General features: G+C 35.0%; 20 protein-coding genes. 8 read left to right on the top strand and 12 right to left on the bottom strand.

All coding sequences use genetic code 11. From position 1 onward, the window contains the following. The first annotated feature begins 5 nt into the window (after positions 1-5). Entirely contained in the window at positions 6-416 is a 411-nt protein-coding gene (locus tag ACTL4S_RS10035) for a hypothetical protein (protein ID WP_005005820.1), read from the top strand. Between the two features lie 14 nt (positions 417-430). Next, positions 431-856: a hypothetical protein gene (locus ACTL4S_RS10030; protein WP_005028662.1), complete on the top strand. Its 426-nt coding sequence runs from the start codon at positions 431-433 to the stop codon at positions 854-856. Between the two features lie 52 nt (positions 857-908). On the opposite strand, the gene ACTL4S_RS10025 is transcribed toward ACTL4S_RS10030, so the two are convergent. From ACTL4S_RS10025 to ACTL4S_RS09995, 7 genes are all read right to left on the bottom strand, one after another. Continuing rightward, a complete protein-coding gene (locus ACTL4S_RS10025; protein WP_005028658.1) occupies positions 909-1,553 on the bottom strand; it encodes a hypothetical protein in 645 nt (214 codons plus the stop codon). Then, a complete protein-coding gene (locus tag ACTL4S_RS10020; protein WP_005028656.1) occupies positions 1,546-3,102 on the bottom strand; it encodes a UvrD-helicase domain-containing protein in 1,557 nt (518 codons plus the stop codon). Before ACTL4S_RS10020 ends, ACTL4S_RS10025 begins: the two co-directional genes overlap by 8 nt. A gap of 3 nt (positions 3,103-3,105) precedes the next feature. Continuing rightward, positions 3,106-3,663 (bottom strand): hypothetical protein, encoded by a 558-nt coding sequence (locus ACTL4S_RS10015; RefSeq protein ID WP_005028652.1) that lies wholly within the window; start codon positions 3,661-3,663, stop codon positions 3,106-3,108. Next, complete coding sequence (locus ACTL4S_RS10010) at positions 3,663-4,232, bottom strand: hypothetical protein (RefSeq protein ID WP_441299293.1); 570 nt, start codon at positions 4,230-4,232, stop codon at positions 3,663-3,665. Before ACTL4S_RS10010 ends, ACTL4S_RS10015 begins: the two co-directional genes overlap by 1 nt. A 12-nt stretch (positions 4,233-4,244) precedes the next feature. After that, entirely contained in the window at positions 4,245-4,919 is a 675-nt protein-coding gene (locus ACTL4S_RS10005; protein WP_044110994.1) for a hypothetical protein, read from the bottom strand. A 12-nt stretch (positions 4,920-4,931) separates the two neighbouring features. After that, positions 4,932-5,837, bottom strand: a complete 906-nt coding sequence (locus ACTL4S_RS10000; protein ID WP_044110992.1) for a hypothetical protein — start codon at positions 5,835-5,837, stop codon at positions 4,932-4,934. A gap of 122 nt (positions 5,838-5,959) precedes the next feature. Next, positions 5,960-7,489 carry a secretion/conjugation apparatus DotM-related subunit gene (locus tag ACTL4S_RS09995; protein ID WP_024160802.1) on the bottom strand — a complete coding sequence of 510 codons (1,530 nt, stop codon included), beginning with the start codon at positions 7,487-7,489 and terminating at the stop codon, positions 5,960-5,962. 1,123 nt (positions 7,490-8,612) lie between these two features. On the opposite strand from ACTL4S_RS09995, the gene ACTL4S_RS09990 reads away from it, so the two are divergent. Both ACTL4S_RS09990 and ACTL4S_RS09985 read left to right on the top strand, forming a co-directional pair. Next, positions 8,613-9,449, top strand: a complete 837-nt coding sequence (locus ACTL4S_RS09990) for a ParA family protein (RefSeq protein ID WP_005028640.1) — start codon at positions 8,613-8,615, stop codon at positions 9,447-9,449. A 9-nt stretch (positions 9,450-9,458) separates the two neighbouring features. After that, complete coding sequence (locus ACTL4S_RS09985) at positions 9,459-10,520, top strand: ParB/RepB/Spo0J family partition protein (RefSeq protein ID WP_441299292.1); 1,062 nt, start codon at positions 9,459-9,461, stop codon at positions 10,518-10,520. A 45-nt stretch (positions 10,521-10,565) separates the two neighbouring features. Here ACTL4S_RS09985 and ACTL4S_RS09980 read toward each other — a convergent pair whose 3' ends face one another. From ACTL4S_RS09980 to ACTL4S_RS09960, 5 genes are all read right to left on the bottom strand, one after another. Further along, the gene (locus ACTL4S_RS09980) at positions 10,566-11,393 is read right to left on the bottom strand and encodes a hypothetical protein (RefSeq protein WP_044110986.1); all 828 of its coding nucleotides are present in this window, start codon (positions 11,391-11,393) and stop codon (positions 10,566-10,568) included. Beyond that, positions 11,390-12,496, bottom strand: a complete 1,107-nt coding sequence (locus ACTL4S_RS09975) for a ParM/StbA family protein (protein ID WP_024160787.1) — start codon at positions 12,494-12,496, stop codon at positions 11,390-11,392. The genes ACTL4S_RS09980 and ACTL4S_RS09975 overlap by 4 nt, the downstream gene beginning before the upstream one ends. Positions 12,497-12,801: 305 nt before the next feature. Further along, positions 12,802-14,097, bottom strand: a complete 1,296-nt coding sequence (locus ACTL4S_RS09970) for an ATPase, T2SS/T4P/T4SS family (RefSeq protein WP_441299291.1) — start codon at positions 14,095-14,097, stop codon at positions 12,802-12,804. Between the two features lie 27 nt (positions 14,098-14,124). Beyond that, a complete protein-coding gene (locus ACTL4S_RS09965) occupies positions 14,125-14,934 on the bottom strand; it encodes a type IV secretory system conjugative DNA transfer family protein (protein WP_024160789.1) in 810 nt (269 codons plus the stop codon). A 37-nt stretch (positions 14,935-14,971) separates the two neighbouring features. Next, complete coding sequence (locus tag ACTL4S_RS09960; RefSeq protein WP_044103272.1) at positions 14,972-15,418, bottom strand: DotD/TraH family lipoprotein; 447 nt, start codon at positions 15,416-15,418, stop codon at positions 14,972-14,974. Between the two features lie 1,085 nt (positions 15,419-16,503). On the opposite strand from ACTL4S_RS09960, the gene ACTL4S_RS09955 reads away from it, so the two are divergent. Genes ACTL4S_RS09955 through ACTL4S_RS09940 form a run of 4 tightly spaced genes read left to right on the top strand, consistent with a single transcriptional unit; the run spans position 16,504 to position 19,667 of the window. Continuing rightward, entirely contained in the window at positions 16,504-17,724 is a 1,221-nt protein-coding gene (locus tag ACTL4S_RS09955; RefSeq protein ID WP_227518656.1) for a hypothetical protein, read from the top strand. Continuing rightward, complete coding sequence (locus ACTL4S_RS09950) at positions 17,725-18,012, top strand: hypothetical protein (protein WP_024160792.1); 288 nt, start codon at positions 17,725-17,727, stop codon at positions 18,010-18,012. It abuts the gene before it with no gap. A gap of 10 nt (positions 18,013-18,022) precedes the next feature. Beyond that, a complete protein-coding gene (locus tag ACTL4S_RS09945) occupies positions 18,023-18,706 on the top strand; it encodes a DotI/IcmL family type IV secretion protein (protein ID WP_005005897.1) in 684 nt (227 codons plus the stop codon). A 13-nt stretch (positions 18,707-18,719) separates the two neighbouring features. Next, positions 18,720-19,667, top strand: coding sequence for a DotH/IcmK family type IV secretion protein (locus tag ACTL4S_RS09940; RefSeq protein ID WP_005005900.1), 948 nt, complete (start codon positions 18,720-18,722; stop codon positions 19,665-19,667). Positions 19,668-19,677: the final 10 nt, after the last annotated feature.

Genomic DNA, 19,677 nt, shown 5'->3' with positions numbered 1-19,677 from the left:
ATATTATGAAAAACAGATTTTTGTCTTTATTGGGTTTTAGCCTTTTAGCATGTGCATCTTTTAATGCTAGTGCTAATACTAGCTCAGACTCTATTCGTGCTGAACTTGAAAAACTGCGCTTAGTAAACGTTAAATGTGCTGCGGTTTCTAACGATCCATTTGATGCAAAACACCTAAATTGCTATACAAATGTTTATAACCGCGCAAGTCAGCTTGGTAGCCTTGCTTCTAAATATATTAATAATGAAGAAGCTCCGCGTGTTCTAGCTGATCACAATCGAAACTTTACTCAGTTACTTGCTAACTGCGATCAGTTATACGCTGGCCAGACTGCAAAGTACAAAACACTAAGCATGCAATGTAAAGCGACCAATAAATTAGGTTGGGCAATGTTTATTCCGGCATTAATGAAGTAATAAAGGATCAGGTTATGAAAAAGTTTTTAAGTTTAGCTTTGTTATGTGCTGCTACCATTATTACGTCATCTGCCAACGCTGGTTATAAGACCAAAGCTGAAGCTATTCAAGCTTATAACAAGGTACAAGCTGAGTATCAAAAATGCGTGTTTAATTATAATGAAGCGCGTGATTCTGAGTACGGTTCACCAGAACTTAAGTGCAATACACCATACAACCAATCATTAACACGTTTCATCAAAGACGTTCGTGCGGAAAGTCAAAAGAATGCTGCAGCTTGGCAAGCAATCAATACACAACATATTAAATTTAGCCAAAACTGTGATAGTCAAACTATGGTGAGCTCATACAATCCATCGTTTTTTATTCGTCAATCTTTTATGTGTGAATCCTCTGCTTTTACATCTTTAGCACAAGTGGCAATCGACCTTTCTTATTAATTTCAAAACATAAAAAGGGCATCTATAAGATGCCCTTTTTTGTCGTTTGGTTTTAGACTTTTTCTATAATTGTTTCGGTATCTGGTGTTTCAACTTCAAACCCAAAGTGAAGATTACCGTATTCAATTGCTTCTTCTACCCAATGCAAGCCCATGTTTTGCTCATTTCCTACTTTGCTTGAATCATAAGCCTCAAGGGGCATCACCCTCTTAATATCATTTTCGATGAAAAAATATGTATAACAGTGAGGGTGCACATATATTCCATCAAAATAAAATGGAATTAAATATCTCCCCTTTAATTCCTTAAACTGCTCAATTGTATGTTTACTTGAAGCAATTCCACCGCCTGAATCTATGACAATGCTTCTAAAAGATCCTGAAGGAATATCAACGATAGCCAGGCCATCGAACGTTTCTACACCATTTAATATCTCTTTAGTTTTGAGATAAACACCTGGTTCAAAATGGCGTTGCTTGAAATTAAAATCTTCCGTGAAACTAAAGATTGACTTTGTTTCCTTTTCAATTAGATGAAACATTTCAAGAAGTGGTGTGATTATATCTGCGACCTGTGAGCCCTTTTTCTTAACAAGCTCCATGATATACGGTTCGTGATGAAACTCTCCGCGAATATAACTAGCATTGTGACATGCCTGAAACACTCTATTTTGCAGAACTTCAACTTGATTAGGCATTTGAAATCTCCGTATTTTTTGAATTTAAGTGTTCCAATAAATCATTAATGCCATCTGTAAATAATATGTTTTTGGCTCGTGTTACGGTCACATACAACAGCCGTTTTTCATCTGCAGAAATCATTAGCTTTTTATCGAGAATTTTATAGTTAAAGCCTTTTGCGATTAGGACATTATCCCACTCTAAACCTTTACTCTTGTGTGATGTGCTAATGACCAAAGTGTTTTTTGGGTCAGTTTCATCATCAGCCATACTATTTTCTAACGCCCACTCAATCACTTGCCATGAGTATTGGTTTGTTAGATCCAGAAAGGTTTTTAATTCTGTAGTTGCCCCCTCCACTTCTCCAAACACTTGTATATGGTCCACAAGCTCTTGGTAGGAAGAAAAGTTTTGAAGCTCTTTACACGTTGGCCGTTTATTTGCTCTCAGTTGAAAAATCCCACTGAAAATATCTTTACTGCGCTTTCCATCAACCTCAAGACGTATTTTCTTTTCGCCATTAAGGTAGCCATGAAACTTAAAAAAGTATTCAAAAGCCGTAGCATTTGTTCTACAAATAATCGCGTTCAATGAAGATGGTGCATAACTTGATGTACTGAAAGTGGTAACTTTTGACGTTTTACTTGGTAAACCTTTTAACTGTCTGGTTTCACCAAAAAGTTTATTGAGAAGTAGATTAGCTATATCTGCAACTGCATTACCAAACCGAAACGACTGTTCTAAGTACAATGCTTCAAGATCTAGGTTCTGTAAAATATCTTTCGCACCCCTAAAGCCATATATGCTTTGGTATGGATCTCCAACAAAAATAACTTTTGCTTTTTGACGTTTGAGTACGTCTAGTATTAATTGGTCACTATCTTGGCTTTCATCTACCATCACGTAATCAAAATCAAGTTGTGGTTTTTGCAGTACCCACCACTTGAGATAGTAATCGTGTGTAATACCATAATCACCGTTTGGATCAACTACATCATTCCAGATCATTTTCGCAATTGAAGTGATTTTATCTTCAAGAACGTCATTGCGCTTAATTGATGTTTGTTCTTTTAAAGCTATGTAAGCATGATCATTGGTAACAGTCTGATCCACTGTCATACAAAAATAACGTAATGTATTAAGGATAATCAGCGCTAATGTTAGATCGGTGAGTTGTCGGTTTTTCCCGTTGTACTGAAATCGAATGTTTTCAAGCTTAAACTTTTGAACAATATCTTTAGGAAGTAACGTAGGCTTGTTAATCTTATTTTTCAGCCAACCAGGTATATTTCTGTAAGCTAGAGAATGGAATGTAGAACATGTGACTGAATTCAGCCCATATTCAGCGAATTTTTGATTAGCTTCATCTGCCATCTTTTTATTAAATGATAGATATAGTCCAAGCTTACCTAGTTGTTGCAAAGCACTACTACAATGGATCAATGTCGTAGTCTTACCAGTACCAGCAAAAGCAATCAATTTAAAACTGGTTTTTAGTCGTGTTGCTTTATCAATTGCTCGTTGCTGTTCACTGGTAGGTTTTTGAGTAATTTTCTTCACAACCATTGCTTAATTTCGTGCTAAAAAAGAACTTGGTTTTTTGTTTTTCATTACAAGCACATCGCTTTCAACAATTTGCATCTGGCTTGCTAAAAAGTTAACTTGTTGCTTCAGTTCGTTTATATCGCTTTTTAGTTCAACTACTTGCACTTGCATCTCAAGGTTTGAATATTTGAGCTTGTTATTCTCAGTTTCTTTCTCTTTTAGTGCTGCCTGTAATCTTTTGATTTCCTGTTGGCTCTCTATGTTAGCCACATTAATATTGCTTTTGCTTTGAATATTTTGTGCTTGAGAAGATGTACTCTCAATTGCAACAGGTGTTGGCTTTGGTTGTACTGTGCCATTATATTTGGTTGTCTCTGAGATCTTATCCCATAGTGAATATGTGCGTAATGGCGCTGGTATATTTTGATTTGGTGTTGAAAAACTGGTGCGTAAAGCATTTGCACTGTCTTTAGATACAATGTCTCCAGAACTATTAATTTCAGTAAAGCCAGCATAAGCAAGTGAAACAACTGTTGAAACTGCTATTGCACCAATTACCTTAAAATAGTTTGATTTCTTCATTAGAATGCCCCTTTCAAGCGCTTATTTTTTGCCGTTTGATTTGATGATTTTCGAGTGATTGTGTTGTTTTCTAAATTGATAGAAACACCTACATCCATGACCTGATTTTTCTGTGGGTTGTATTGAATAAAGACCAGTTCTTTTGCATATTTCTTTGCGTGTGTTAAACGTTCAGCATGAATTTCATCAAGATTAAATCTGATTTGCATTCGCGATATATACAGCTTGAATAACTGATCATTTACTTCAGCTAAATTTAAAACTAAGCCTTTTTCATCTATAGAAGCAGACTCGAAAGTTAAATCATTTAAAAACCAATTTTCGGGTTGTATTAGTAAATAAAACTTTTCAACTTCGCTTGTGATTGCATATGAAAAACAAAACTCATTCACCTGATAGGTGCTTAAGCAAATGGTTTCATTGTTATAGCCACGTTTCATGTTTCGGTCATATGAGCTCAACCACCAAACTAAATAGTGTCGTGCTTCCAACTCTTTAACGGTTATTTGTGCTATTTCTGAGGCCTTTAGCTGTAATGCTTCAAGGTTTTCTATTCGTCTAGCTCTCATAGATAATTCACCTTATTTTTCTTGAAAGCATGAGTTATCAAAAGCCATTGAGTTAGGATCTAACCCCATGTTTTTAAGAGCCAAGGCTTTACCGTCAAGTTCAGGGTTATCAGATGTGCTTAGTTGTTGCGAACTTGTTTCTGAAGATGCATTTTTCGCATTAGTACCTGAACCTAAAAAGTAACCGCCTCCAGCAAAAACAACTACTGCAGCTACAATGCCCATAGCTGGCCAAGACGTTTTAAAACTAGAGAATCTATCTGCTAAAGATAAGCTGTATTTTTCTTCATTAGAACGTATAGGGCTGTCTGTAACATCAGCCTTATATTCATTTAGAGCTTGATGCCAAACTTCCTTTATGTAGCTCTGAAGTTCATATGTACTGAAACGAACCTTGCTTTTGTTTAAGTAATAGCATGGCTCACTAATAAGAATTTCTGTGTTTTCGTCAGACTTTAAGAAAACTTGTCCTCTAAACAAATTATTCTCGACCTGATCAAATCCTTTGATCGTTAATAGTAAATCCGTGGCCTTTGCATCTATATTGAAGATGCTCACCTGGCGATTTCTATCCGTATCTCCAGAAAGGTCAGAATCTAAAAACATAGACTCATTGTTTATCTTAGAGAAATAAGGTGAAAAGTTTCCGACAATCGATTGGAAAGCTTTCAATTGAGTTTTGTTCATCTCAATTCCCTCTTATTTGAAAATATAGTCAAGAGTGGCTGTTTCTGAAGTTCCTCTACGAGCTTCAACTTTTCCAGTCTTTTTATTTACAAAGATAGCAACTGGTACACCAGCAGTTAGTGGCTGTGGCTTTTGTCCAGCGCTACGAATTGCTTCTCGCTGTTCACGATCTTCTTTTGGCATTGCAACAATATCTTCGTGATAGAAGAAGATAGATTGAAGAGCGCCTAAGTGTTTATCCAACTCAGCAAGTTCCTGTGGTGTAGGAATCACTTTAATTGAGTTAATTTCTTCATCTGTTCCATTAAAGGTTTTATTAATAGTATCTTCAGATGGTTTACGAAGAATTCCAGCTGCTAATTGTTTTCCGTTTTCACTTTGGTTTAGAACTAAAGCTGGAATCCATTTAATAGTTGCACCGCTTTTAACGTATGAGCGAGAAAGGTTGAATGTTTCGTGACAATATTTACAGCGTGGATCGTAAATGATGTATACAGTGTTGTTATCATTCGCTTTCCCCTCTTTAAACCCTGAAAGCGTTTTTACAGCTTTAAAGACTGGATGATTGTATGCACTGGCCAAATTCCCAACGGAAGCTGTTGGTTGTTGTGCTGGTGTATTCATTTTTTTTGCAGTTAATTTAAGAGGCTCAGATATATTTTTTTTAGTAGCAGAATCCCAAGCTGTACCATGTAAGATGACTTTTTCATCGGATGTTGTAAAAAACACCGCATTTTTCCCATTAGGTGCCTCAAGAATCCAAGAAGTTAAACCTCCACTAAAGGGTTTAACTTCTTTTACTTTGCCCATTTTTTGCATCTTAGAAGTAAGGTCCTGAGATGGTGCAGCGTAAGTAGAGATTGTAATAATACTAATAGCGCAACTTGCTACTATTTTAGTGAAATTATTTAAAAGCATTTTAGAGTATTACCTTTTAAGCCATGTTTTAGCAGTATAGTTAAAATATGGTTTTAAAAAAATAGTTAAATAAAAAAGACCGGTGTTTTAATACCGGTCAATTATAACTTATAAGTTTAAGACTAAAACCCTTTTTGCTTATTTTTTTGTATTTCATCCTGTGGTATTTCTACGCTCACCATATCAAAAACATGATCGTCACTATACTTAAAATCATCTTTATCATTGTTTTTAGAGTTATAAGATCCGTTGTTTAATTCCTTGTCCGTAAACTCTACTACTCGAATAATACTGTTCACATCTTCAGCAGCTTTTTGTCTAGCTTCAGTCATGGCAAAACTCAATAATTCGTATTCAAAACCAACAAGGCCAATGTTAAAGTCTGGCTCTTCTAATGGCTTCCCTAATTTCACCTCAATTAGATAATGCGAGATTGGACCTAAACCCTCACTAAACAAAGACGGTCTACCAATATTCTGTATGAATGCGTATGCAGTTCGATTGTATAGTTTTAACCAGCGTATATCTGTTGGTGGCATTACACCTAGTTGTCTTGCTGTTAATACAACCTCACACAAAATAGTTCTTACATATGCATGGTTTTTAAAAATCTTAGTAGCAACGGGATGTTTAATGTATTTGTGAATTCTTTTTCTAAGGAAATCAAAATTAAACCCTACAAGCTTACGATCGCCCTCAACATACTGATTTTCAATTGCAAACAATGGGTTGTTAGGTATATTTTTTGTGCAAATATCCCAATAGTAATTAATTAATGTTGTTGAATCTTTTTTGATTTTACGGAACTCTTCATCATCCATAGATTCATCGGTCGCACATGCTACTGGTAAATACAAAGCTAGCAAAATTGTATCAACATCGGATAAATACGATAATTCATCGGGTGATGTTTCTTTTGAATTATCAAGGGTTATCCAAAGATCCCCTAGTTGTTCACGTAAGACATTTAAAAACTTCTCTTCATCTATGATAGGTACTGTTTCACTTTTATCATTATATTCTTTCGTTACTCCGTTGATTGTAATGTTCACAAGGCGCTCTTTAGTTCCTGTAATTAATTCATGCCTATTTGCAAACTCATAAGTTGAATCTAGCGCTTTAAAATGACCATTGTTCGTATCATATTTTGACAAGTCTAATGGACCAAAAACCTGTAAGTGTCTTTGGTTTGGAATTTGTTCCTCTATGAACTCTTCTAGGTTCATGCTTTTGATAAAGCCCCGTGCTGGATGCTCGCTGTTGAAGCGGTCATAAGCTTTCTTTATCCAAGGTGTTGCCAGCAAAAATATTAATAAATTCCATGCTTGACTGGCTTTTGAAATTTGAAAAATAGTGACTTCGCTAAACTTATTTTGACAAAATAATGGAAGCCAATTGTTTGTTGGTTTACATAGGTGTTCTGTTGAATACACCAACTCACTTAGTAAAGGCACGTAGTTAAGCCCGATAGCTTTGAATATGCTATGTATCCACCATAGAGGAATAATTAAAATGCCTTTTGTGTATACTAAAAACCCTACAATTTGAGGTTTATAAGCAAACCATACAGCCAAAAAAGCCACTAAAACCATAACAACAGTAAATATATAAATATGATTCTCATGTACAAGCTTATCTTTTGGATCTGCCATTTTATAGCCTATTAATATGTGTGTTGTTGGGTATTATATAGTTAATATTGGTTTTAATCTAATTCCCCTTAAACCTTTTAAGGATTTTAAGTCTGGTTTTAAGCTCTTGACTAAAGTGGCACTTAATACCTTTTAAAGCTTAAATCAGGTCAATCTCAACACTAAGCCAGTATTCTTGGTCAAATACTAAAAAGAATGAATAAGAAGCCCTCCCCTACTAGACATTTAAGTGGATTAACCGCCTATATAATAAATTTCTCTATAAATATTGTTGGTAGTCTTTTTATTGAATAGGGCACTCCCCTACTCAGCTAATATAGATCATTTTCAGTTGTGCATTTCACAACGTCTACCCATTTATTTAACTGTAAGTAGTAGTAAGCCCTCCCCTCTTCTTGGCAACTCCCTTTTTATCAGTCTGATAATGAATAAATCAAAGATTTAGAATCGAAAAACCGTTATCAGCCTGATAATGAAAAAACCACGCCAAGGGATCTAAAGCTGTTATCAGTCTGATAATGAAAAAAACCACGCCAAGGAATCTAAAGCTGTTATCAGTCTGATAATGAAAAAATCCACGACAAGGAATCTAAAGCTGTTATCAGTCTGATAATGAAAAAACCACGCCAAGGAATCTAAAGCTGTTATCAGTCTGATAATGAAAAAACCACGCCAAGGGATCTAAAGCTGTTATCAGTCTGATAATGAAAAAATCCACGCCAAGGAATCTAAAGCTGTTATCAGTCTGATAATGAAAAAAACCACGCCAAGGAATCTAAAGCTGTTATCAGTCTGATAATGAAAAAACCACGCCAAGGAATCTAAAGCTGTTATCAGTCTGATAATGAAAAAACCACGCCAAGGAATCTAAAGCTGTTATCAGTCTGATAATGAAAAAACCACGCCAAGGAATCTAAAGCTGTTATCAGTCTGATAATGAAAAAAACCACGCCAAGGAATCTAAAGCTGTTATCAGTCTGATAATGAAAAACACATAAGATATGGACACATGTTAGGCATATAGATTGAAAAAGTTGAAATATATTAAAAATAAAGTGAAAAAGTATTTTAAATATTTTTCAAATATTGTATTGTTTGACTTTACTTGAAAGGTGATTGAAAAATGGAAAAGAACTCAGGAAAAACTTATATTTGTACAAGCATCCACTTTAAAGGTGGTGTGGGCAAAACAACATCTACGGTGAATTGTGCTGCTAAGCTTGGAAAATTAGGTTATACGGTTTTAGTAATCGACTTAGATAGCCAACGTAATGCAACAAAACATATTTCAAATGTTCCAGATATTAACGATATAGATGGCACTCTAAAAGATATTTTTGAAAACTATAAAACAATTAACATTCACGATGTTATACAAGGTCCAGATAAAACCAACTTTGAAAATGTGTCTTTGATTGCTTGTGCTAATAACATTCGTGATGTTGAAATCAATATTCAGCGTTCTAGTCCAGTTCCTAATGAAATTATTAGAAGTGTATTAAGAAAGATAAAAGGGGATTTCGACTTTATTTTGTTAGATTGTCCACCGCGAATGGAAACTCTAACTTTTAATGCTTTGTTAGCATCAAACAGTTTATTAATTCCATTACAGGGTGAATACAGTATTCAGGGTTTGGAAGATATACTTAACTCTATGGATGACTTAGAGACAAGCAATCCAGATTTAAAAATTCTATCGCCAGTACTAAACTTTTATAACAAGCGTAATACAGTGGATCTTACCTTGGCTGAAGATATTCGCAATGAATATGCTCAACCAAAATTGCAAGAAAAACTGGTAAATAAGGAATTAATCTGTATTCCAAATGCTACGGTTTTTAGTCAAGCATCATATGTTAAGTGTTCCGTATTTGATCTGGATGCTGGAAAAGAAACACCAGCAAAACAAGCAATTAATCAACTTGTAGATCTAATGGTTTCTGAATACAAAAAATTATAAGGTGCTGATATGAACTTTAAAGATAAAGTAAAAAGCATGAAAAAAACATCTGTTGCTAATGCAACAGGGGGTGATGCTCAAGTTACTGATGTAAAAGAAAATACAGTGACTCCAACTATAGAAGAGGGGAGTCTTAACCCACTAGCTAAGCGAGAAACAAAAAATATTGTTAGCGGATCTCATTTAGAATCAATCGACATTGATTTAATTGATCCATCACCTTATCAACCACGTATCATGAATAAACGTGTATATGAGAAGTTGCCAATTTTGGCTGCTGATATAGAAACTAATGGACAAATTAACCCGATTACAGTTCGACAGAAGGGTAATCGTTACGAGTTAATTGCTGGTGAGAGACGTTTTAGAGCAATTAAAGAGATTTTAAAGCTCAAGAGAATTACTGCTTTAGTTAAAACATCTATGAATGATGATAAAGCTGCTATAACAGCTTTATTGGATAATACTGCTAGACAAAATCTTTCAGATTTTGAAAGCATATTAAAAATCAAGCAATTATGTGAAGAGTTTGGTTATCCTTTTGAAAGTTATGAATTTGTTACTGAAAAATTTGCGATTGATAAGTCGAAGTATTTCCGTCTCAAATATATTCTAGACTTACCTGAGTTCATTTTGGACTCTTTGAACGAAGATCCTGAGCTAATTTCTGGATATATTGCTCAAGAAGTGAATACCGCAATAAATAAAGCTTTAGAAACTAAAACCGAAAAAGCAATTTTCGACTTGTTAAGACCAGAATGGGATAAATACGTTGAAGAATTTAAATCCACGGGCAAGCGTCATAAAGGATTTATAGCTATTTTGAGTGAAGAAGAAAAAGCAAATAAGGCGACTAAGCCTGAAAAAACTGAAGAAGCTACTACTGAAGAACAACCGAGTAAGATTAAATTCGATTTTAAGACAGATAAGGGCGTTAAATTTGGTTCTATGAGTTCTGAATGTGGTACCAAAGGTAAGAGTGTACTTAAGTTGCGAGTAGCCTTGGATGCAGATATTACAGAAGAGAAAGCTAGAAAAATTGAAGAGTTTTTTAAGAGCTTGAATGATTGAAGTTTCAAAACTTTGAATGAAAAAAACCGGCATTGCCGGTTTTTTTTATAATAGATCTGGATTAAAAGTCTGGTTAAGCCAATCCGAACTACTTGGATTGGTTACTGGTTTTGATTCAGATACGTTTTGACTTGGTTTAGCATTGTTAATTTCGGACGTTTCGGTATTTTGAGATGTTTCAACGGTAGGGGAGTGGTCCTGAATGTTTTTATGTTCAGTATGTTTAGCTTCCTTTATCTTAACTGCTTTTTGAACAGGAACCTCCTTGCTCTTGATAGAATTAGTTACGGGCTTTTTAGGTGATTGTTCAATTTGCTCCTTACTACTTTCTGGTATTTGTATGGATATATGATCAAGATACTTTTTTTCAAGATATTCAATATCGTACACATAGTAAGCAGTATTAAACTTGGTGTATGTTTCAACACAAGTACTTAAGCCAAACCTTAATAGGAAAGAATTGACAGAATATAGGCTTGCCATATCCTCATTAACTTCATACAACTTATAAAGGTATGAAAGCTCAATTAGAACCGCTATACCAGCATGTAAAACAGCAGTTATGTAATTTCTACGAAGCTTTCCTTGAGGATGTTTTTTAATTGAATTAAATAGTTTTTGATTTGCATTTTTATCTATTTTCATTCGTACAGGCTGTGCAAACGTCTCGTCTATTTCATTTTGCACTGGCGCATTTAGAAAAATCTTCTGCTTGTCAGTACAAAAGATAAATCCTAAATACAGCAGACTTAAACTAAAAGCGTTTAAGTCTAGACCTGGTAGATTTCTATTAACACTACTAATCACATCAAGATCTTCTCTTGTTAAGTGAATTAATTGATAGGATAGTTGTATGTAGTTTGAATCTGTCATTTGATTTCTGCGTACATTTTATACATGTATTTAGCTAACTTATATAAACCTTTAGCATTTGCGTACTCTGGTGATTCAGCGATTCTTACGTTCGGTAAGTCGTACTTTTCTTTAATCTCTTTTTCAAGAAAAGCTGCACCGCCTCCACAAAATAATACTAATGCTAAATCATCGCCTCCACCGATCTGTTTAGAGATAAAGTTATTTAATTCGATCATGAATTCGTTTTTAGCTTGCTGAATTAAACCTGTAATATCTTTGGCTTGAGATCCTATACCATAAGTTCCAGATTTTAGTGCGAAATCTAGCCAGTTAGCGTTAACTGTTTTATAGCCAGATTCAAGAATTAAGCTAGTGATTCGTTCATAGATGGTAAGAATACCAAGGTTACGTGATGTAGAACGATGGCCATCAAGCATGTTTCCTCCATCTAATGTGACTACAATATCAGTGGTTTTACCGCCAATATCGATTACAGCACATTCAGAACTTATTAAAAGATCACTATCTTCTGAACCGTTTCCGTGTACATCAATAATCTCATTAAAATAAGCTGTTTGAGCTTCACATTTAACAATATGTCTTTTAATGATATTAAGCGGTTTACCAGCTTTATGATCTTTTAAGTTGAAGCAAACATCACCATTGAGTAGAAAATTAGTTTTCATATCAATAAGTGGCATGTTTTTGGTTTTTTCAGGTGTGTAATAGCGACTAACAGGAAGTGAAGTAGCGATTGCAAACGCTCTACCATCATATGTTCCGATATGGTCAATATAGGCCTTAATTGCCTGGTGTATTAGTGCCTTGTTATATTCAGATGTCGGGTATTCGTCTGTTCTGGTATCCAGAGGAACACTACTATTGATCTTCTTACCAACTGTATAAAAGTTTTCATTAACTTTAACCACATAATAGTCAGTAGAATCCTCTTCGCCAGTGAGGACTTTTCCTGAATAAGCAATACTAGGAATAGTCAGTTTGATTTCATTTCCATCTTGATCTAGACCAGCATAAAGCTTTGTACCGCCATGTCCATCATCAATACCTAGAACAATATAACGTTCTTCAATCGCTGGTTTTTCATTTTGAGTATTTTTCATAAGTTTACCTTTCAATTTTTCAAGATTTACAACGAGTAACGTCTTCTACCGCGTCTAGTGTATTTATTGCCCCCAAAAACTAAGCGTCTAAGAGCAGAGGGGATATAGCTGTATTTGTATTTAAATACTTTTTCAATAACCAATGTTGCTACTATCAAGCCGATGAAAAGCATAAGTTTGAACAAGGAAAACTTAATAACAACAGCTAGAAAAGGTATAAACAAATATCCGTTTAAACCGCCCCATAGGATTAGATTTAATCTAAATTGCGACCAGTGTGCATATTGATCATCCATATTCGCCTCTTAATAAATCACTTTGTAATAGTAGTCTTCATGCAAACGACCAGCTTTGAGTAGATCGTCAGCTTGTTTCCTGAAACTCTTACTGATGTTTGGATCTGAACCATCAGAATTAATCATTAACTCTCGAATAAACTTCTGTTGAGCATGAATATCATCAATTAAAAGCAATTCTTCTTTCAGTTGAGGTGATAAAATTAAGTGTTCCCTTACAGCAAATACCTTGCCGTTCACATCTTTAACAAGACGTTGAGCAATCAATGTATAAACTGAACCAATAATGTCAGCTGCAGCCTGAAGATGTTCTTCATGCTTAAAGCGCTTCAACATACGTGGAATAATTTTGTCTACGGTGGTTGCGTGAACCGTTGCAAAAACAGGGTGGCCAGTTAAAGAAAGTTCTAGAGCTGCAGAAATTGTTTCTTTATCTCGCAATTCACCGATTTCAACTGCAGCAGGACGTCTACGCATCGCCTCTCTATTTGCATCCGCAAAAGTCTCGAAGTTATTGGGGATTTCGCTTTGACTAACAATACTGTGTGTGCTTTCAATTGCGTCATACTCGTATTCGATAGGCTCGTTGTGAGTCAAAATATTTCCACGAATATGAGTATTATTTTCCAACACATAGCGAATATTTGAAGCTAGTGTTGTACTTTTACCAGAACCAGTGATACCGCCAATGATGTAGCAACCATTGTGAGGTAGCGATCTTTTAATGAAATCTTCATCTAAACCCACTTTTGAAAAGTGAGGGGGAATGCCAGAAATTGTACGTAACGTTATCTGAAAAGAATCTCCAGATCCACGATACGAAGTTCGAGATACGTTCACACGAAAGTTATAACGAGTTTCCTTACCTGAAGCGTCTTTCTGCAGAATACGATATGCCTTATTAATAAACTTATTATTAATAAGGACTAAGTAGGCATTTTCATCAGCAATCGTTCTTAGGATGTGTAGAGCTTCATCACGATTGATAATACGGTGTGTTAACGAATATAACTCCAAGTCTTTCATCATTGTGATGGGGCGATCTGGACTAATGAAAATATCTGAAGCACCATGAGCTAATGCTTCATATAGAAGACTTTCAAATTCATCGCGACTTTTAAACCCTTGTTTCGGATCTTTGTATGTCGTTATGGCTGTTAATGTAGCCAAACCAAAACCACGGCTAGAATCGTAGTCTTTGCGAATGTCTTTGGTAGCTGTCAGAATCTTATTTTCAGATCCTTTAATCTTGTTAACATCAAATAATGCAGATTTTGCTTTTAATGTCGAAACCTTCATTTGCATTTAAAACTTCCAATTGAGTTAGCGAACTTAAGGTTCGCTAACAAGGTTAATTTTTGGAATTTGATAGCTAGGTGCAATTTGTTCAGGTTGGAGAATTGGTTTCCAAGTTTCAATATTTGAATTGAACTGCGGTAATTGTTGGATTTGAAGCAATTTCATATCAAGAGCAATAGTGTCTTGTGTAGAAGAAACAGCCAGTGATTGACTGCTAATTGCTGGCATTGATAACTTGCCCTCTAAAACAAACTTATGGAAAGTAACCATCCCCAAATAATCTCGTTTAAGACGATCTACTGCATCTTCAACAATATTTCGGCCCTCAACTAAACCCATTTCATAAGACTTAGCAGCAGTCTCTTTCCATATTTTTCGTTCTTGTTCGTTAGCTGGTAACATTTCTTTCGGAATGAAAGTCACGTAATCAACATTGCTATCAAGTGTAGGGAAAACAAGGTACTGACGCCAATCAGGTGCACGAGTACTGAAACGAGCTTGTTTCAAGATTTTATAAGTCTGCTTAGTCGTCTTGTACGACATGGCATTAGGTGTCTCAGTTACATCTTTTGATTCAATAATAACCGGGGGAACAACAACATCTTTGATCATGTAAGGTTTAAAGTTAAAGATTGTATCAAGGTTACGCTCTTGGCTTTTGATGACCTCACGAGCGTTGCTTAAATAAGTATTGATCCCTAACTTAATACCTTTTTGCTTAACTAATTCAAGCATGGCTTCATAACGAGCTTGCTGTTCAACATTACTAACATGAACTTCTAAAGAAGACTGGTTAGATGGGTTTAGTAGCTCTTGTAATGAAGCATTATTAGAGTAGTCCATAAAAACTCCAGATATGTATAAAAGGATTTAAAGGGTATTAGTTATAAGTCAATAAAATACTTTTATTTTGATGATCTAGAGTTATCGAAGCAGTATTTAAATATGCAGAAACATCGCGTAAAGCTTCTACACCAGTAAGACGCTTTTTATTAAAATTAACAATTGGAAGCTCATGAGTAGGACCAGCTTCTACAAAACGGTATCCGTATTGGCTAGAAATACTTTTAATTAAAGGTATTGGATCGCCTATGTAGTCGATATTTAAAAGGTCATGGTTGATGCTACCTTGTTTCTTCTGAACAGTTTGCATTTGAATTGCAGAAGAGTTCTTTAAGTTCTGTTGTGCAATTAAAGCCTCTTGAGATGCTTCAGATATAATAGATAAAGGGCTTGCTACGTTTAATTGAGTTACATCACGACTAGCACACCCAGACATCATTAAACCAATTGCAAGAACGCTTAAAAGCTTTTTATTGTGCTTCATTTTTACTCCAGATTAAGTGGGTATAAAGACAAAATGATTTTAGTCTAAAAACTATTAAAATGCACTTTTTTAATTATAAAAAATCCCTTAAAAGGTATAAAGCCGACTTTTAGGCACTCGCTTAAACCTAATTTATAAGCTTTAACGTATATCTAAGGGCGTTCTTCAGGCAGTCGTACCTGGCCTAAACAAGACAAATCTGTAAAAAATACTCTTTTTAAGTGCATTGTCTGTCCAAAACAATGCTTTTTTTTAGTAGTACTTATCTGAAATGGAAATACAACGTACTTTTTTCAATCAATTATAGAGAGTAAATGAGCTCTTATAGTTTGCTAGACATCTTTTATATTCCTTTATAGTCTTATTCTTTCTTTTTATTATCTTTTCTATTCTTTTTTGTTCTTTTTTTAGAATATAATTTATACAGAAAATAACAAAGTACATTTATTCTTTTTTTAATTAAAATATTGTTAATACTGTAATTTATATTTTACAGTATAGAAGTATATTAATAAAGATGTTTATATGCTTTTTTTAATTAATATTAAAAATATTATTGGTGATAATACAATTTATTTATAAGCCAGCTTCTTTAATATTAAATAAATTGATAAAAACTGTTTGAAAAAAAATGCATCTTGGTATATACCATTCCTAATTTAAAAGTTTAAAGACATTAAAACTGCTACTTATAAAAACCTACCTTATGGTTTAGTGCTGTGCATCTTAAATATAAAGATTTGACACCTTAAACACCAATTAAACTGCAATAATGATAGGCTTAGATCGTATTTTTCCCTAAAAATTTAAGGCATCACAACTGGCAAAAGACTATTGAAACTATGCATATCAAGCACTTCACTGTAAAAAAGGTCCACTGTGTTTTGATGATTTCTCAACTTCATTTTTTTGATTTTTCCACTGTACTAACAAGAGAGGAGTCAAAAAAGACATTTGCATTTATTGGGCTTAAAAGTGAAAAATATTTTGCTTAAAGTGAAAAACGTTTTAACGAGTACTTTTAGAAAGGTGTTTAACGTTGTAGTATGTGCTCATGTTTTGCATGTGGATTAAGGGTGGTAGTGGTGAGCAGTTTTGAGAATCCTAATAGCTATCCAAAGACATTAAAAGAATACACAAGTCGTATAGAAGATTTTCCGTATTCTACTAAGACTAAATATGATATTGAGCTTAAGCAAAAGATTGATAAACATTTAGATAGTTCAGAGCTAGATTTAAAAATGTTATATGAAAACATATATTCTGAATTTAAAACTAAATCTGAAAATGGTTATTACGCGGAATCTACATTTAGAACATATCGTGCATATTTAGTGTATGGAATCGGTCTAAAGCTTAATGAGTTAAATAATGGCTCTATTAATGATGAAGATATAGATGCTGGTTTTGATGAATATTTTTTAGAAGAATTATATTTAAGAATCATTAACACAAAATATACAGCTAATAAGGACAAACCTAAGCGTACTTCTGAGCTGAAAACAAAGTACTTTGAACGCACGTTTTACAACTACTTGGTAAGAGAATTCGAGCATAAAAACGAGAGTAACACCAGGGTTAGTGAGTTTGATCGGATGATGGTTGCTTTTGTTGATGCCAATCTTGTTGTTGGATTGCGTCCTGTTGAGTGGTTTTCCGTTTCATTCTGTTGTGCAGTAAAAGGACCAAAACTGATCATGATTGTGGAAAATGGCAAGGCTACACATGGTCGGGCTAATGGACTTAAAAGGTATTTAATACTTGATGACCTTAAACATGAAGATCAAGAAAAGATATACCTTTATTGGAACTTGCTAAATAGGTATGTGAGAAAGGTATCTAGTTTAAATAAAAGTAGTGGCTATACCTTTGGATGGGATGAAAAACAGACTTTTATTAAAATACTGCAAGAGCGTTTACGTTTAAGTTATATCAATTACTTTAAGCTTAGAGGCAAGGTTTTAACTAATGAAGATCAACGACCTACTTTATACAGTACAAGGCATCAATGTATTGCAAATGCTAAGGTAAAGGGTATTGATAAGTTTGTGATAGCCGGTGCTTTTGGACATGCTGGTAAAGATACTGCTTCTAACTTTTATGGGCGAAAGTGGAGAGGCCATAGTGGTTTTAGTATAAAGCCTACTTTAGATTCTATTGAAAACGTTAATGGTAGCCATGAATTTGTTAAAACACTTTTAGCTAATAACCTAGATACCTTTTATTATTTTGATCTTAATATAGCAAATGAGTTTAATACCGACTATTATAAGGACGAATTAAAGTCGGGTTTAGTGATTGACTAAATGGATAACTCTAAAACTAATTTGACTACTTCAACATGGGGTTCTCCTTACGCTGAAGTATCAATAATAGGTAAAAGAAAATACGCAAGGCTTTTAAGAGTGTTGGTTAGTACGTTTGCCTCATTGTGCATTTTAACCGTTTTAACAACGCTTAGTTTTGTAGCTTTTAAACTCACCACAACAGATTTTGAATCTTTGGTTTTTGATGACGGCACACCAGTTAAGTGTGTGCTTAGCTCTAAATCAGATCGTCCAATTCCATCTGTTATATATCAGCCAGCGAAATAGGAGTGCTGTTGTGTCTAAAGACAAATCTAATGAAAACGCTGAAATAGGTTCTTGTGATCCTAGTCTTTGGCTCAGAAAACAGGTGGATGAAAAAGATAAGGAGATTGCAAAGTTAAGACGATGGCTTGTTTTCGTGTTTTTCGCTTTTATCGTGAGTGCTGTTCTTGCGATGATTATTTTTGCTGCCTTTAATGCATACCCAAAAGTCAAAGCTGTTCAAACAGTAGATAACTCGGTTATCTGTCCAATCGAAGCATCAAAAAACCCTCGCGTTACTGACGTTGTTATTTCTGAATTCGGTAAGAGTGCAATTCTTTCTGTCTACAACTTTGATTTCTTGAACTGGCGTGACGTTATTAACAATGCTGGTTCAATGTATTTCACTGAGGGCGGTAAAGATTCATTGATGAAGCAAATCGCTCAATCACAAACAGTTGGCACAATCGTACAAAACAACCTAACGATGCGAACTACTGCTACTGATGTTCCACAAATCGAAAACCGTGATTTACATGCTGCAGAACCTAGTTGGACTGTTCGTGTTCCTATCACTACTCAATTCTTCTTAGGTGACAAACAACCTAAAGAGACTCACCGCTTCATTGCGACAGTTACTATTGTTGAGCATCCACGTTCTTATCTGAACTACAACGGTATTGCTGTTAAGACAATTACGTTAACTCCAGCGCGTTAATTGGATGATACTTATGAAATTGAAAAAATTATCTTTGGCTCTTTTTGCTTCTACTGCATTAACTACAATAGTTAATGCTGCTGATATGCCTCCGAATACTTTTGCGGATGCTCAATCTCCTTTGGTTGCACCTGAGGTAGTTGATACAGCATCGGAAATTGACAGACAGGTTCACAATCTTGTTGGTTTGCAGTTCACACCTGAGCAAACAAAAATAGTTAAAGGACTTTTGTTGCAACAAAAACGAAGCCTTTCTAGTCCTTATGTAAATACGCCACAAGCGAAAACCCGTAGTTTGGGTATTTCATTAAACCCTGGTGAGGAACCGCCAGTAATTCGTTTAAGCGCTGGCATGCTATCTACTATTGTCTTTACCGATTCTTCAGGAAATCCATGGAACATTGAAAAGATTTCTTTGGACCGTGGACGTTTCTCAGATGGCTTAGGTGAGCAAAACGAAAAAGAGCCAGACGAAATCCCTGAAACTAACATCCTTTCAATCGAACCATTAGATCCAGCTGCTTTCGGAAACGTAACGGTCACATTAAAGGGATTGGGTGCTCCAGTAATTTTGATGTTAGCTACTGGCCAACGTGATTTAGATGTTCGTGTAGACGCACGTATACCTGGTCGAAGCCCAACAGCCAAAGCTATGTATTCAACAGGCAATCAAACATCGATTATTCCAGATGGTGTGAGTTTGCAATTTATGGATGGCTTAGCGCCTGAGGGTGCTGTTGAAATGCGAACTGATAGTCCTAATGTCCGTGCTTGGAAGTTTGGTGGCTATATATATGTGCGTAGTAACTTTGGTGTTATTCAACCAGCCTTTTTGAGTTCTTTCCGCGCTAACAACGGTATGAAGATCTTCCGTTATGAAGATTCTGAAGATCTGAAGTACATCACATTTTCAACGACTGGCGGTACACCTAAAACTGTTTACCTCGAAGACGCATTTTAAGTCATTAAGT

Source organism: Acinetobacter lwoffii (assembly GCF_052078135.1).
Classification (GTDB): Bacteria; Pseudomonadota; Gammaproteobacteria; order Pseudomonadales; family Moraxellaceae; genus Acinetobacter; species Acinetobacter lwoffii_Z.
Note: the sequence above shows the minus strand (reverse complement) of the source record. Positions and strands in the feature narration are given on the sequence as shown.